The organism is Pseudomonas sp. AGC41 (assembly GCF_057334555.1).
On record NZ_JBHFJB010000157.1, the window covers coordinates 55,066 to 70,967 of the forward strand.

General features: G+C 60.3%; 12 protein-coding genes and 1 tRNA gene. 8 read left to right on the forward strand and 5 right to left on the reverse strand.

What is annotated here, in order from left to right; genetic code table 11:
* Positions 1-22: 22 nt before the first annotated feature.
* A complete protein-coding gene (gene folK, locus ACE04F_RS27320) occupies positions 23-541 on the reverse strand; it encodes a 2-amino-4-hydroxy-6-hydroxymethyldihydropteridine diphosphokinase (RefSeq protein WP_486110658.1) in 519 nt (172 codons plus the stop codon).
* Positions 532-885, reverse strand: coding sequence for a dihydroneopterin aldolase (gene folB / locus ACE04F_RS27325; protein WP_305498386.1), 354 nt, complete (start codon positions 883-885; stop codon positions 532-534). The genes folK and folB overlap by 10 nt, the downstream gene beginning before the upstream one ends.
* 74 nt (positions 886-959) lie before the next feature.
* Between folB and plsY the strand changes: the two genes are divergently transcribed.
* Entirely contained in the window at positions 960-1,529 is a 570-nt protein-coding gene (gene plsY, locus ACE04F_RS27330) for a glycerol-3-phosphate 1-O-acyltransferase PlsY (protein ID WP_486110659.1), read from the forward strand.
* A gap of 7 nt (positions 1,530-1,536) precedes the next feature.
* Here plsY and tsaD read toward each other — a convergent pair whose 3' ends face one another.
* Positions 1,537-2,562, reverse strand: coding sequence for a tRNA (adenosine(37)-N6)-threonylcarbamoyltransferase complex transferase subunit TsaD (gene tsaD / locus ACE04F_RS27335; RefSeq protein ID WP_486110660.1), 1,026 nt, complete (start codon positions 2,560-2,562; stop codon positions 1,537-1,539).
* A gap of 199 nt (positions 2,563-2,761) precedes the next feature.
* On the opposite strand from tsaD, the gene rpsU reads away from it, so the two are divergent.
* From rpsU to ACE04F_RS27360, 5 genes are all read left to right on the forward strand, one after another.
* Positions 2,762-2,977 (forward strand): 30S ribosomal protein S21, encoded by a 216-nt coding sequence (gene rpsU, locus ACE04F_RS27340; protein WP_002551877.1) that lies wholly within the window; start codon positions 2,762-2,764, stop codon positions 2,975-2,977.
* Positions 2,978-3,456: 479 nt separating this feature from the next.
* Entirely contained in the window at positions 3,457-5,415 is a 1,959-nt protein-coding gene (gene dnaG / locus ACE04F_RS27345; protein ID WP_486110661.1) for a DNA primase, read from the forward strand.
* A gap of 67 nt (positions 5,416-5,482) precedes the next feature.
* On the forward strand, positions 5,483-7,330 hold the full coding sequence (gene rpoD / locus ACE04F_RS27350; RefSeq protein WP_486110662.1) for an RNA polymerase sigma factor RpoD: 1,848 nt from the start codon (positions 5,483-5,485) through the stop codon (positions 7,328-7,330).
* 124 nt (positions 7,331-7,454) lie between these two features.
* Positions 7,455-11,198: a bifunctional diguanylate cyclase/phosphodiesterase gene (locus tag ACE04F_RS27355; protein WP_486110663.1), complete on the forward strand. Its 3,744-nt coding sequence runs from the start codon at positions 7,455-7,457 to the stop codon at positions 11,196-11,198.
* Between the two features lie 15 nt (positions 11,199-11,213).
* Positions 11,214-11,290: transfer RNA gene (locus tag ACE04F_RS27360), tRNA-Ile, on the forward strand.
* Positions 11,291-11,343: 53 nt separating this feature from the next.
* On the opposite strand, the gene ACE04F_RS27365 is transcribed toward ACE04F_RS27360, so the two are convergent.
* Both ACE04F_RS27365 and ACE04F_RS27370 read right to left on the reverse strand, forming a co-directional pair.
* A complete protein-coding gene (locus ACE04F_RS27365) occupies positions 11,344-12,540 on the reverse strand; it encodes a type II toxin-antitoxin system HipA family toxin (RefSeq protein WP_486110664.1) in 1,197 nt (398 codons plus the stop codon).
* Positions 12,540-12,791 (reverse strand): helix-turn-helix transcriptional regulator, encoded by a 252-nt coding sequence (locus tag ACE04F_RS27370; RefSeq protein WP_486110665.1) that lies wholly within the window; start codon positions 12,789-12,791, stop codon positions 12,540-12,542. The genes ACE04F_RS27365 and ACE04F_RS27370 overlap by 1 nt, the downstream gene beginning before the upstream one ends.
* Positions 12,792-12,931: 140 nt before the next feature.
* Here ACE04F_RS27370 and ACE04F_RS27375 point away from each other — a divergent pair, with 140 nt between their 5' ends.
* Both ACE04F_RS27375 and ACE04F_RS27380 read left to right on the forward strand, forming a co-directional pair.
* On the forward strand, positions 12,932-15,367 hold the full coding sequence (locus ACE04F_RS27375; protein ID WP_486110699.1) for a hypothetical protein: 2,436 nt from the start codon (positions 12,932-12,934) through the stop codon (positions 15,365-15,367).
* Positions 15,368-15,402: 35 nt separating this feature from the next.
* Entirely contained in the window at positions 15,403-15,864 is a 462-nt protein-coding gene (locus ACE04F_RS27380) for an Lrp/AsnC family transcriptional regulator (protein ID WP_305498377.1), read from the forward strand.
* Positions 15,865-15,902: the final 38 nt, after the last annotated feature.

The window sequence follows — 15,902 nt, forward strand, 5'->3', positions numbered from 1 at the left end:
GCTCGCGATGACGGCAAGCGCCTCACAGCAGATTCGACGGCGTAAGCGGCTGGCCTCGCCACTCGAAAGCCACCGGCGCCAGCACCTGGTCAATCTGTGCTTCTTTCCACAACGTGGAGAAACTCTTTCCTACACCCGGATGAATCCGATCCGGCGCAATCAACGACAAAGGCCACAAGACAAAAGCGTTCTTGAGAATTTCCGCGCGCGGCAGGATCAACCCATCGAAGTTGCCGATCTGCTCGCCATACAGCAGCACGTCGATATCCAGCGGCAAGCCCTTGCGGTCCGGCGCGTAACGACCATTGTCGGCCTCGATGAACTTGAGGCGGCGGTCCAGCTCCATCAGTGGTAGGTCAGTGAACGCCGACACGACGAAATTGAAGAACGGCCCGCTCTTGATACCCACCGGCTGACTTTCGAACACGGCCGAACAGCGCATATCCACCAGGAAACCGGCCAGAGCCTCTAGCCCCGCGCGTAAATGGGTTTCGCGCTCGATATTGCTGCCGAGCCCGAGAAAAACCTGAGTCAGCGACATCCGCGCTCGATCTCCACGCCAACGCCGGTGGCGGCCGGCACGGCCCCGGGCTTGGTCACTTTCAGGCGCAGCCAGGTAATCTTGAACTCATCCATGAGCTCTTGGGCCAGTCGCTCGGCAAAGGTTTCGACCAATTGGAACTGCGCCTGCTCAGCAAATGCCTGGATGCGGGCCGATACGCTGGCATAGTCGAGGGCCAGGCTCAGGTCATCGCCCGCGGCGGCCGGGCGATTATCCCAGGCGAAACTCAGATCAAGCCGCAGACACTGTCGGATGCCTCGCTCCCAGTCGTAGGCACCAATCACCGTGTCGACTTCCAGGCCTTCGATAAACACTCTGTCCAAGCTCTCTTCTCCGCAGCACGACAAGGGCGCTTTGCGCCGTTAGAATCAGGGCTTCCTCGCCCGGAATAGCTAGCATGTTTTGGTCATTGGCGATCCTCGCCTACCTGCTCGGCTCACTGTCCTTTGCCATTTTGCTCAGCCGCCTGACCGGTCGCCCGGATCCGCGAATGAGTGGCTCAGGCAATGCCGGCGCCACCAACATGCTGCGCCTGGCCGGACGCAAACTTGCCGTCCTGACCCTGCTCGGCGACCTTTGCAAAGGCCTCGTGCCGGTTCTGCTCGCCAGCCTCGCCGGGCTTTCGTTACAGCAACAGGCCTGGATCGGCGTCTGCGCGGTCGTCGGCCATCTGTTCCCGCTGTACTTCCGCTTTCGCGGCGGCAAGGGTGTCGCCACTGCCGCCGGCATGCTGCTGGGCCTGTATCCGCCTGCCGCCCTGCTTGCCGTGTGCGCCTGGCTGCTGACCTTCTACCTGACCCGCACCAGCTCCCTGGCGGCGTTGATCGCCACGCCATTGACCCTGCCTTTGCTGGCCTGGCAGGAACCGGCGGCGTTGCTGCCGATGACAACACTCGTTGCGCTGATCGTCTGGCGCCATCGGGGCAATCTACGCGACCTGTTCGCCGGGCGCGAACGGCATTTCTGATAACGCCTCACAGCGGTGAAAGTTGCTCCATGGGCCAGCGTGCCTGCACGCTGATCGCCAGGCTTTCATGCTGCCCCGCCTGCAGGCGCTGGCAACCGGCAAAAGCAATCATCGCGCCGTTATCTGTGCAGAACTCCGGCCGAGCGTAGTAAACGTCGCCCTTCAGATCGCCGAGCATTTTTTCCAGGGATACCCGCAAGGCCTTGTTCGCGCTCACCCCGCCGGCAATCACCAGGCGCTTGAGCCCAGCTTGTTTCAGCGCGCGCTTGCACTTGATCGTCAAAGTCTCCACCACGGCCTGCTGGAACGCCAGGGAGATGTCGCAACGGGCTTGCTCACTGTCGTCCCCGGCATTGACGCATTGTTGCCAGGTATTCAGCGCGAAGGTCTTCAGGCCACTGAAGCTGAAATCCAGTCCAGGCCGGTCGCACATCGGCCGCGGAAACACGAAGCGCCCTTCAATGCCTTGAGCGGCAAGTCGTGCGATTTCCGGTCCGCCAGGATAATTGAGCCCCATCATCTTGGCGGTTTTATCAAAAGCTTCGCCGGCGGCGTCGTCGAGCGACTCGCCCATGAGTTGGTATTGGCCGATTCCATCGACCCGAACGAGCTGCGTATGGCCCCCGGATACCAACAAAGCGACGAACGGAAACTCCGGCGGCTGCGGCTCCAGCATCGGCGCCAGCAGGTGGCCCTCCATGTGGTGCACGCCCAAGGCCGGAATGCCCCAGGCAAAGGCCAGCGCCTGGGCACAGGAAGCACCAACCAACAGGGCGCCCACCAGACCCGGCCCGGCCGTGTAGGCGATGGCGTCGATCTCGGTCGGCACGCAGCCGCCTTCGGCCAGAACCTGGCGGATCAAGGGCAGCATGCGCTTGACGTGGTCGCGGGATGCAAGCTCCGGCACCACGCCGCCGTACGCGCGGTGCAGGTCGATCTGGCTGAACAGCGCGTCGGCCAGCAGGCCACGTTCACTGTCGTAAAGCGCGACGCCGGTTTCGTCGCAGGATGTTTCTAATCCCAGTACTAGCATGGGTTTGCGCCTTGTAGAGGCTGAATTCGAAGGCGCGCATAATAGTCGTCGCGTTGTGCCCCGACCAGCGGTTTTCGATCAGAGGCTTTGCATTCCGAGCGTTGAGGGGTTAACATCCGCAACCCTTAAAAACCGACGTCTTCAAGTGCTCTTTTGCCGCGAGGATGTTGACCCCGGTAATGAATGAAGGTAGCTCTGGATGCCAGCCGTCAAAGTAAAAGAGAACGAACCCTTCGACGTAGCTCTGCGTCGTTTCAAGCGCTCCTGCGAAAAAGCCGGTGTTCTGGCTGAAGTTCGTAGCCGCGAATTCTACGAGAAGCCGACTTCCGAGCGTAAGCGCAAAGCAGCAGCCGCTGTTAAGCGTCACGCCAAGAAAGTTCAGCGCGAACAGCGCCGCGCCGTACGTCTGTACTAATACACAGACGCCCGTCGCAAGCTTCTTGCCAAGCCCGGCCTCCAAGCCGGGCTTATGGCATTTGCGGAACAACGCTTGATGCTTCACCGTCAAAGTCGCAGACGCGACCAAGACGATCTGCTTTATCGCGTCAGACCTGGCTCTTTTGCCAGCGGTGCACGTCTCTTCTGACGAGCCTTCCAAGGCTACTGACGAGCACACCCTGATTCCTCTAACGACGATCAGCCCAAGGCACCTGCCGCGTGCCCGCTTCATGAGCTATCCGAGGCCTGACCGGCCGTTACCGGACTCAGCGCAACACATTTCGTACAGTCGAATACTGATAGCCATTAACGTCAGTGGATAATCGGCAGATACACTTCCCGACAGCAATGATGCAGACGACCCGGTCGAGCCACCATTTTCCGTGCCTCAGGACCAGGAACCGACTCCGCGGCTGACTTTGGGCCCCTATTTCGCGCAGTGATGATGAGAACGCCATGGCCGGGCTAATTCCCCAGAGCTTTATTGACGACCTCCTGAACCGCACCGACATCGTCGACGTGGTCAGCTCTCGCCTGCAAATGAAGAAAGCGGGCAAGAACTACACGGCCTGCTGCCCGTTTCACAAAGAAAAAACCCCCTCCTTCAGCGTCAGCCCCGACAAGCAGTTCTACTATTGCTTCGGCTGCGGCGCTGGCGGCAATGCCCTCGGCTTCATCATGGACCACGACAATCTGGATTTCCCCCAGGCTGTCGAGGAACTGGCCAAAGCCGCCGGCATGGAAATTCCTCGCGAGGAAAGCGGACGCCAACACAAGCCTCGCCAACCCACCGATTCGCCGCTGTATCCACTGCTCACGGCAGCAGCCGACTTTTATCGCCAGGCACTTAAAAGCCATCCGGCCCGCAAGGCGGCGGTGGATTATCTCAAGGGCCGCGGCCTGACCGGTGAGATCGCTCGCGACTTCGGCCTGGGCTTCGCCCCGCCGGGCTGGGACAACCTGTACAAGCATCTGAGCAGCGATACGCTGCAGCAACGCGCCATGATCGACGCCGGCCTGCTGATCGAGAACGCCGAGACCGGCAAGCGCTACGACCGCTTCCGCGACCGGGTGATGTTTCCGATCCGCGATACGCGCGGGCGGATCATTGCCTTTGGCGGCCGGGTGCTGGGAGACGACAAGCCCAAGTACCTGAACTCTCCGGAGACCCCGGTTTTCCATAAGGGCCAAGAGCTTTACGGCCTGTACGAGGCGCGCAAGAACAATCGCAACCTCGACGAAATCATCGTAGTCGAAGGCTACATGGACGTCATCGCCCTGGCCCAGCAAGGCTTGCGCAACGCTGTTGCGACCTTGGGCACGGCCACCAGCGAAGAACACATGAAGCGCCTGTTTCGCGTCGTCCCGAGCGTGCTGTTCTGCTTCGACGGCGACCAGGCCGGACGCAACGCCGCCTGGCGCGCACTGGAAGCGACACTGCCGTGCCTGCAGGATGGTCGACGCGCACGCTTTCTGTTCCTGCCCGAGGGCGAGGACCCGGATACCCTGGTGCGTTCGGAGGGCACCGATGCGTTCCGCGCACGGATCAACCAGCACGCACAACCGCTGGCCGACTATTTTTTCCAGCAACTGACCGAAGAAGCCGATCCGCGCTCCCTCGAAGGCAAGGCCCATATGGCCACGCTCGCGGCACCGCTGATCGACAAGGTGCCCGGCGCCAACCTGCGGACCTTGATGCGTCAACGCCTGACGGAAATTACCGGGCTGAACAGCGAAGCGGTCAGCCAGCTGGCCCAAAGCGCGCCCCAGGAGGCGCCTCCAGCTTACGACCCGGGCATCGACTACGACGCGATACCGGACTTCGCCGACTATCATCAACCTCAGCAGGACTACGCGCCGCAGCAGGAATGGACACCGAAAAAACCCGGTGCCGGCGGCAAGAAATGGGATAAGAAACCCTGGGACAAGAACGGCAAGCGCGGCGATCGCGACCAGCCACGTGCCCCGCGCGTGCCGGCCGCCGTCGAACCACCAACACTGGCCGCCCTGCGCACCCTGCTGCACCACCCGCAATTGGCTGAGAAGGTAGAGGATGCGGGGCACTTCGCCGCCGAGGACCACAGCAATACACAATTGCTGGTAGCGCTCCTTGAAGCCGTGCAGAAGAACCCCAAGTTAAACTCATTCCAGTTGATCGCACGGTGGCATGGCACCGAGCAGGGGCGCCTTTTGAAGGCATTGGCCGAGAAGGAATGGCTGATAGAGGGAGATAACCTTGAACAACAGTTTTTCGACACCATTACTAGCTTGTCCGCCCGCCAACGCGAGCGAAACCTGGAACAACTTCTGCGCAAAGCTCGCCAGAGCGAGTTGACCAGCGAAGAGAAAAACCAATTGCGTGACTTACTCAGCCGCAATGTTTGCGCATCAAACCCGACCTCAACTGGCGCGTGAGGTCACAGCTCAGGTATAATCCTCGGCTTGTTTTTTGCCCGCCAAGACCTTCAGTGGATAGGGTGTTATGTCCGGAAAAGCGCAACAGCAGTCTCGTATCAAAGAGTTGATCCTATTGGGTCGTGAGCAGGGCTACCTGACTTACGCGGAGGTCAACGACCACCTGCCGGAGGATATTTCAGATCCGGAACAGGTGGAAGACATCATCCGCATGATCAACGACATGGGGATCAACGTATTCGAGGTTGCTCCAGATAAGGATGCCCTTATGCTGGCCGACGCCGATACCGACGAGGCGGCCGCTGAAGAAGCGGCCGCAGCGTTGGCAGCGGTCGAGACCGACATTGGTCGCACCACGGACCCCGTGCGCATGTACATGCGTGAAATGGGTACGGTAGAGCTCCTCACGCGTGAAGGCGAAATTGAAATCGCCAAGCGTATTGAAGAAGGCATCCGTGAAGTGATGGGCGCAATTGCGCACTTCCCTGGCACGGTCGACCATATTCTCTCCGAATACACCCGCGTCACCACCGAAGGTGGGCGCCTGTCTGACGTCCTGAGCGGTTACATCGACCCGGACGACGGCATCGCGCCGCCTGCCGCCGAAGTGCCGCCGCTGGTCGATCCGAAAGCCGTCAAGGCCGACGATGAGACCGACGATGACGACGCCGAAGCCAGCGACGACGAAGAAGAAGCCGAAAGCGGTCCGGATCCGGTCATCGCCGCTCAGCGTTTTGGCGCCGTGGCCGACCAGATGGAGATCACCCGCAAGGCGCTGAAAAAGCACGGTCGCAACAACAAGCAGGCAATCGCCGAGCTGTTGGCGCTGGCCGAGCTGTTCATGCCGATCAAGCTGGTGCCCAAGCAGTTCGAAGGCCTGGTCGAGCGTGTTCGCAGTGCCCTGGATCGTCTGCGTCAGCAAGAGCGCGCGATCATGCAATTGTGTGTGCGTGACGCCCGCATGCCGCGTGCAGATTTCCTGCGCCAGTTCCCAGGCCATGAAGTCGACGAAAGCTGGACCGATGCGCTGGCCAAAGGCAAGAGCAAATACGCTGAAGCGATTGGCCGCCTGCAACCGGACATCGTTCGTTGCCAGCAGAAGCTGAGCGCGCTGGAGGCCGAGACCGGCCTGAGCATCGCTGAAATCAAGGACATCAACCGTCGCATGTCGATCGGCGAGGCCAAGGCCCGTCGCGCGAAGAAAGAGATGGTCGAAGCGAACTTGCGTCTGGTGATCTCGATCGCCAAGAAGTACACCAACCGTGGCCTGCAATTCCTCGACCTGATCCAGGAAGGTAACATCGGCCTGATGAAGGCGGTGGACAAGTTCGAATACCGTCGCGGCTACAAGTTCTCGACTTATGCCACCTGGTGGATTCGTCAGGCGATCACTCGCTCGATCGCCGACCAGGCCCGCACTATCCGTATCCCGGTGCACATGATCGAGACGATCAACAAGCTCAACCGTATTTCCCGGCAGATGCTGCAGGAAATGGGTCGCGAACCGACGCCGGAAGAGCTGGGCGAACGCATGGAAATGCCTGAGGACAAGATCCGCAAGGTATTGAAGATCGCCAAAGAGCCGATCTCCATGGAAACCCCGATCGGCGATGACGAAGACTCCCATCTGGGTGACTTCATCGAAGACTCCACCATGCAGTCGCCGATTGATGTCGCCACCGTCGAGAGTCTCAAGGAAGCGACTCGCGAAGTCCTTTCCGGCCTCACTGCCCGTGAAGCCAAGGTACTGCGGATGCGCTTCGGCATCGATATGAACACCGACCACACCCTCGAGGAAGTCGGTAAGCAGTTCGATGTGACTCGTGAGCGGATTCGTCAGATCGAAGCCAAGGCGTTGCGCAAACTGCGCCACCCGACGCGAAGTGAACATTTGCGTTCGTTTCTCGACGAGTGACCTTCAAACCCCCGGCCCTGCCGGGGGTTTTGTTATGTGCAGATAAAACCTCCTTCGCTGCCACCCCCGCCCTATTGCCCGTCTACACTCGAAACATCCTCCCCAAGCCATGACGAGACCGTAGATGCCCAGACTGACGGCCGTGCTTTTGCTGTCACTGATAACCTGGACCGCAACGGCCGGCGCGTTGACGCTCACCGATGAAGAGCGCCGCTGGCTCAAGGACCACCCCGACCTGCGCCTGGGCGTTGATGCTTCGTGGCCGCCGTTCGAGTTTCGCGACGACAATGGCCGCTATCAGGGCTTGGCCGCGGACTATGTCGACATCATCCGCGAGAAACTGGCCGTCACGCTCACCCCCATCGAACCCGTCAGTTGGACGGAGGTGCTGGAACAGGTCGTGCAGGGCAAGATCGACCTTCTACCGGGCATCATGTCCACCCCCGAACGCCAGAACTACCTGTCATTCACTCGCCCCTACCTGGATTTTCCGATTGTCATCCTGGCCCATAAAGGCGGGCCACGACCCCATAAGCTCGAAGACCTTTACGGGCTGAAGATCGCCGTGGTGGAGAACTATGCCCCCCACGAACTGCTGCGCAACCACCACCCCGACCTGAACCTGGTCGCGCTGCCCAACGTCAGCTCGGCGCTGCAGGCCTTGGCGACCGATGAAGTCGATGCGGTAGTGGGCGATCTTGCCTCCAGCGTGTGGAGCTTGCGCCAGCTCAAGCTTGACGGGCTCTACGTCAGCGGAGAAACACCTTATCGCTATCAGTTGGCGATGGCGGTCCCACGGGAAAACAAGATATTGGTGGGCATCCTCGATAAGGTCCTCGCGGACATGACGCCGATGGAGGTCAGCGAAATCCAGGAAAAATGGGTTGGCAACGTGCGGGACTATCGCCAGCTCTGGTCAGACCTGCTGCTTTACGGCCTGCCCGGGCTGCTACTGTTGATCGCTATCCTGGCGGTGGTGATTCGCATCAACCGTCGCCTGAGTTCGGAAATAGCCCGACGCGTCGACCTGGAACAGGAGTTACGCAGCAGCGAATACCATTATCGCGGGCTGGTAGAAAGCCTTTCGGCGATTGCCTGGGAAGCCAGGGTCAGCGACTTCACCTACAGCTATGTATCGCCTCATGCCGAAGAGTTGCTCGGCTACCCCCTCGCCCATTGGCTCATCCCCGGGTTCTGGCGCAACATCATTCACCCGGCGGACCTGATCCGCGCGCAGACGTATTGCGATCACGAAGTCCTTGCCGGCCGCGATCACTGCATCGATTACCGAGTAATCACCGCCGACGGTCGTTGCCTGTGGGTGCGGGACATCGTCAGCCTGATCAAGCATGGCCATGAGCCGTTGATGCGCGGACTGATGATCGACATCAGTGAAGCCAAGCACACCGAGGAAGCGCTGCGCCTTTCCGAACAGAAGTTCGGCTCGGTGTTTCGCCAGTGCCCGGACATTCTGGTGATTGCGCGCCTGCTGGACGGCTGCCTGCTGGAGGTCAATAAAGCCTTCGAAGAACAGATCGGCCTCAGCGCCGCAGAGGTAGTCGGCAAAAGCGCTACCGACCTGGACATCTGGGGCATACAGGGCGTCGGCCCGAGCTTGCTCCAGCGGTTGCAGGCCGGGAGCATTCGCAATCTGGAAATGCCTTTTCAACGCAGCAACGGCGAGGTGTTCACCGGGCTGATATCGGCCGAACCCTTTGATCTGGACACCACCCCAGCCCTGGTCGTGGTGGTGCGCGACATCAGCCAGCTCAAGGAGACCCAGCAACAATTGCAGACCTCCGAAGAAAAGTTCGCCAAGGCTTTTCATGCCTCGCCCGACGGCTTGCTGTTATCCAGGCAGAGCGATGGTTTGCTGATTGAAGTCAACGACGGTTTCAGCCGCATTACCGGTTTCAACAGCGCCCTGTCGGTGGACCGCTCCACTCTCGACCTGGGGATCTGGGTCAACCTCAACGAGCGCAAGCAGATGCTCGAGCTGCTGCAGCGGGACGGTTTCGTAAAGGATTTCAGCTGCCATATCCGCCGTAACGACGGACAGATACGGCTCTGCGAGGTGTCCAGCCGTCCGCTGCCCATCGGCAACGAGGACTGCATGCTGACCATCGCCCGGGACATCACCGAACGCCACTTCATGCAAGAGAAACTGCAGCAGGCCGCCACCGTATTCGAAAGCACCGCCGAAGGCGTATTGATCACCGATACGCAACAGCACATCAGCGCCGTGAACCGAGCCTTTACCGAAATCACCGGCTATAGCGAAACCGAGGCCCTGGGCCATACGCCTCGGCTGTTGGCTTCCGGGCTGCACGACAGCGCGTTTTACGCCGCGATGTGGCATCAATTGACGGCGGAGGGCCATTGGCAGGGGGAAATCTCCAACCGCCGCAAGAATGGCGAGCTGTATCCCAGCTGGCTGACCATCAGCGCCGTGCGCAACCAGGAACAGCAGACCACCCATTTCGTCGCGGTCTTTGCCGACATCTCAAGCCTCAAACACGCCCAGGCCCGACTCGACTACCAGGCGCATCACGACCCGCTCACGGGCCTGCCGAATCGCACCCTGTTCGAAAGCCGTCTGCTCTCGGCGCTCAACAGCCAGCAGGAAAATGGCGGCCAGGGCGCGGTACTGTTCCTCGACCTGGACCGCTTCAAGCACATCAACGACAGCCTCGGGCATCCGGTCGGCGATCTGCTGCTCAAGGGCATTGCCGTGCGCCTGCGCGAGCAACTGCGTGATATCGACACCGTGGCGCGCCTGGGCGGTGACGAGTTCATCATTCTGCTGCCCGGCCTGCAGCAGCCCAGCGATGCCGAGCACATTGCGCAAAAGCTGTTGAACTGTTTCGGCGCGCCGTTCCAGGCCGGCGAGCATGAGTTTTTCATCAGCGCCAGCATCGGCACCAGCCTGTATCCGCAGGATGGCTGCGATGTCGCCACGCTGGTCAAGAACGCCGACGCGGCGATGTACCGCTCCAAAGCCAAGGGTCGCAACCGGGTCGAAAGCTACACCCGCGACCTCACGGCCCAGGCCAGCGAGCGCGTGGCACTGGAGCACGAGCTGCGACGGGCGATCGAGCGCAACGAACTGTCGCTTTCGTTCCAGCCGAAAATCAGCCTTATCGACAACCGCCTGGTAGGCGCCGAGGCACTGATTCGCTGGACCCATCCGACCTTTGGCGACGTACCGCCGGAGCATTTCATTCCCCTGGCCGAAGAAAACGGCATGATCCTGCAAATCGGCGATTGGGTACTGGAAAATGCCTGCCGGCAGCTGCGCGCATGGAACAGCTGTCACGAAAGCCTCGGGCCGCTGTCGGTCAACCTGGCCGGTGCCCAATTGCGCCAACCCAACCTGCTGGGTCGGATCGAACAGTTGCTGCGGGAAAACCACCTTGAGCCTGGTTTGTTGCAACTGGAGATTACCGAAAACTTCATCATGAGCCAGGCCGAAGAGGCCCTGACGGTGCTGCATCAACTGAAAAAACTCGGCGTGCAACTGGCCATCGACGACTTCGGCACCGGCTATTCCTCGCTGAGCTACCTCAAGCGCCTGCCGCTGGACATCCTCAAAATCGACCAATCCTTCGTCCGCGGCCTGCCCGATGACCCCCACGACGTGGCCATCGTGCGGGCAATCATTGCCCTGGGCCGGAGCATGCAGTTCAGCATCATCGCCGAGGGCGTCGAAACCCTCGCCCAACAGCAATTCCTCGCCGAGGAAGGCTGCGAGCAGATCCAGGGCTACATCGTCAGCCTGCCCCTTTGCGCCGAAGAATTCGCCGCGACGTTTCTGCATGTGACCGTATCGGATTTTTCGGATAGCACAGCCGAGAAACCGTCGCTATAATCCGCGGCCTACTGAGGGCCTATAGCTCAGTTGGTTAGAGCAGAGGACTCATAATCCTTTGGTCCACGGTTCGAGTCCGTGTGGGCCCACCAAATTGAAAGCCGCGCATTGCGCGGCTTTTGTGTTTTTGCAGCCACGCTGCATCCTATCCAAAGGTTCTCACGAACGGTTCCGCACACTGCTTGATCGCCGCGACCACATGCGGGGCCTTCTCACCAAGCTCGGTTGAGCGAGCCACTACTCGTTCCAGAGCTTGCAATTGCAAGCCGATTACTTCTTCTGGCTGAGCAACATCACACACCTGAGCAAAGTCCAGCAGCCCCTGTCGAGAAGCGAATAGCGATTTGTTGCCGGCGAGATCAAGGGCCAGCACGTCTTCCGGGATATATGCGGTGGTATTAACGATGTCGTAGGCCGGAGCCAGCCGGGCGTCACGCTGGGTAGGGTTCGAATAGAGCAATCCGAAGTTCTTGAGATGAGCGTCACCGTTACCTACGATGCAGCTTAAAGCCACCACGGCAAACAGCTGAGCCAGGGAATCCTTGACTTGCTCGGGGGAACAGTACAGTCGAATTGCCTTAGCGATTGCCGAGTAGCTTTTGCTGTATTTCTGCTGGGCGGCGAGCCCCATCAGCGCAGCCATGTCCTCAAAACCGATGGGATTGAGTTGGCTGTCCCGGTCGAAACGACGCATAACGAACAATTTGGCATTTTTAGAAAGATAGAACTCCGGTACAGGAATCCCCGCCTCCCTGGCAACGGACATACAGAGAAACTCATTGATTGCGAGTCCCGGAAACTCTTCCCGACCGCTCTTGATAATCAGATCGGAGGTTTTTGAAGTGAATCGCTGAGGTGCGGAAGCCTCCCGTTCGGGCACAAGAACCTTAGGCTGCACGCCCGAAATCCCGGCCCGCAGGATATAGCGATCAACAAGCCCGGTAAAAATATCCTCGGCACCGTCCCACGCCAGGATTTCTTCCAGCTTTTCTCCTGGGAATTGTTGACGCTGCAATAACGCATCGACATGGGCGGAACTCACTGCTACTCGCCCGATGGGTGAACTGCTTCCCGACAACGCAAGAAGCAGCATGGGATCGACGTCAGCTACCTTGGCCAGGCGGTTGCGCAACTGCTCTAAAACGTACCCTTCGGGCAGATTCATTTGAAAGATCGGGTGCAGATCTCGATGACGATACTCATCCAGGCGCACAGGCATGAGCAGGCTTATAGCAGCCTGGGGATTCGCCTCGTCGTGATAACGGAACCGGTAATCCCCGGCACCGCCAACGATTCTTCCGCTGGCACCGTCAGGGGTTGCCACCTGCAACACAGCTGCCATCAGTCGAATATCCCTTCAATTTCATCCAGTGTCGGCATTGCGGCCGCTGTCACGGCCAGCTCGCAATCCAGTGCTCCCAGTACTCGTGCGTAAGCAGCGATGCTTACCGACACGTCACCCTTCTCGATGGCAATAACCTTTTGCCGGGGGATGCCGGCCAAGGCAGCCAGATTCGCTTGGGTCAGCCCGCGATTTGAACGGCGTTGCCTTATCTGTATGCCGAGGCGGGTAGTAATGAGCAAATAATCCATGTTTCGTATACGCGACAAAATGATTGAGATGTAACGTATACCAAACACACCAAATAATCAAAAGAATGAGCAGCGGGACTTTGTCTTTTTTAACGTCCGCTCACTTACAATCAGATTTCCAATACCCCGCCGAGACGCCCATCATCGCCAGCCCCAGCCTTCCCCGCCTGTTCCTCGAACTCTTCTGGCAACTCGGCATCCTGGTGGTGCCGGCCTTTTTCGTCACGATACTGCCGCCGCCGCTGGCCTTGCTGGCGGTGGTATTGCTTGGTTTGCTGATGGGCCTTGCCGCACGACTGGGCTTCTCGGCGGTGGGTCGGGGCATTTCCCGGCTGACTGTCGGTGCGGTGTTTGGCCTGGGTTTCAGTCTGGGGCGGGCGCTGCCTGAGTGGTGGGGCATTCTGGTTGCGATCGCCGGCATCGTTGGCGGGCTCGCCTGCGTGAGCAAATGGGAGCGCCGCCTTGGGTTGGCGCCGGTCTCCTCTGCGGGCCAAGGACCGAGTGCCTGGGGCACAAACGAGCCGCTGCTGACGCCCGAGGGCGAGCCGATCCGGGTGTTCAACCACAGCGAAATTGCCATGGGTGGCCCCGTTCATTGCGATTATCTGTTCCCTGATGGCGTGCTCTTGCAAGGGCTTGGTTCCTCGGCGGTGTTCTCCAGCGACGGACGCTATTTTGCTGCGCCGGTACCGTCCCGCCAGGAATGGGGACTGGTCGTTCTCGACCGTGAGCAACGCAAGCTGTACCGCTGTGCCGAAAGCGAGTTCTGGGAGCTGGACGCCCTGGACCTGGGCCAACTGAGCGGCCGCCATAGCCCCTTGGTAGACAACAGCGTTCGTCAGGCCCGACTGGACGAGCTGTTGCAGGCAGCCGAAGTAGCCGACCTGATCCCCGTCGCCGACCTTTGGCTTGCGCCTGGCTGGAATCCGGACAGTGTTGCGCGCAGCTTCGAACGGGCTTCCATTGATGGCGGGCAAATCCTGCGGGGCGATATCTTGTTGCCCAAGACCTTTCGCGATCTGGCCCAGCCATTGGAGCCGCTGTATTCGCCGCGCTACGCCATCAGCCTCAATGGTCAACCATCGGGCCTGGTCATGGCAGCCGATGCGCCACTGGTCTGGAGCGGCGATAACCGCGCCCTCGTGTGTCTGGCCCGGGAACAGGCCAACGAGGCGGATGGCAATCAGTACTGGTTGTGGCAAGTGGATCATGGCTGGCGTGCCCTGCCCTCGCCGTGGGTGAAAAGCGACGCGGAGCCGTCCTTTTATTGGCACGAATTATTGAGCCTTGATACGAGCCATGTCCGTATCGGCTCGTATCTCGATTATCCACGACCAGGCGCCGGCCGTTATGGCTACCGCCTGGAGAGTATCCACGGCGATACCGAAACCCAGACCGGTCATGACGCTCAAGGTCGCGTGCAAGTCGGGGAGTTCATGCTGACCCGCAAGGCGATCATGCTGCCGCTGGACAGCACGGGCCGGCGAGGCGAGTCGTGTATCGAGACGCAACCGTTGCACGGCGATGTACGCGCTGTCCTGACCTGGCTCGGTGACAATCGCCAAGGCCTGGGTGCCTATCGCTGCCGGATCGGCGACTGGTCGTTGCCGGGGAGCTGGCTGCTGGACCATCGGGTTTCCGATTGCGGACGCTACCTGGCGCTGCTGCCCTTTGAGAACTCAACAAAACTCAGTACCCGTGCGGTAGTCGCAGATGTTCAGGAGCAACGTCTGCTGGACGGGCCGTCCATGTGGGTGGAACGGATACTCGATTTTCGTGATGGCCAGTTAAGTCTTGCGGTCGTTCAGGGACGTCTGGATAACGATAGGGAAAGCAGCCCGTTGCAACGTTTCAACATCGCCGCGCCAGAGGTTGGCGGCGACACGTCCTTCTTCCGTCCCAACGAGCAATCCCGGCTGTTCTACAACACTGTGCAGTTGCAGCCGACAGACTCGCAGCTCAAAGCCGTCCCGCCTTGGCGTCTGGTGGACTGCCCGCAAGCGGCCACTGCCGAGGGGGATTTCATCCAGCCCGCGCCGAACGATCAGGATGCCGCCTGGCTGTTCGGCAGTGAGACGGAATACGCCGACAGCTGGGTGCGTACCGGTACGCCCCGTCTCGGCGGACACTTGCTGACCGCCTCAGGCTGCGCGTTGGTTGACCTGGCGCCCTCGATGATCTGGTCGGCAGACAGCCGCTACCTGGCCCTGACCTGCATGGCGACCGATGTCACGGAACTGTGTGGAAGTTACCGCGGCTGGCAACTGCTGCTCCTTGATGTCCAGGCGCACACGCTGCGCATACAGCCGCAGTGGCTGGGCAATCGGCCGCTATTCGAAAGCTTCGAAGAAGAGCAACTACGGCTACGAAGCTTCCAGCGCGACTGGGAGACCGAAGCCGACGAGGACCAGGGTTCGGTGCAGTCGTTCTCACTGGAGGCTCTGCTGCAGTTGCCCACTGAGCAACTGATCTGCCAGGAAGGTGTCTGGCTCAGGTCTTCCCAGGCGCACCTGGCAACCGCGTGGCGGGCGCTGGCTTTACCTGCCACTGGCTATTTCGAGCGAGGGAACCTGTAACATGCTCGCCATTGATGCCCGCGCCGGAGCCAACCTTGACTGAGATCCGCCCTCCCGTCCTCGACGAAATCGACCGCCAGTTGATCGCGGCCCTGCAAATCAACGCGCGGGAAAGCGTCGCCATGCTCGCCCGACAACTGGGGATTGCCCGCACCACGGTGACCTCGCGCCTGGCTCGGCTGGAAAAAGCCAAGGTGATCACCGGGTACGGCGTGCGTCTCGGCCAGCGAGTGATCGATGGCGGCCTGCAGGCCTATGTCGGGATCAAGGTGCAGCCACGCTCCGGTAAAGATGTGTTGCGGCGCTTGAGCGCCATGGCCCAGGTCCAGCAGTTGTGCGCGGTCAGCGGCGAATTTGATTATGTGGCGTGGCTGCGCACCGATTCGCCGGAACAGCTGGATCAGTTGCTCGACCAGATCGGCAGCGTGGACGGGGTGGAGAAAACAACTACGTCGATCATTCTCAGCAGCAAGATCGATCGGGGCCAGCCGGTCTGAAGCCTTGCAACTTATCCTGTGGGAGGGGGGGGGGGGGG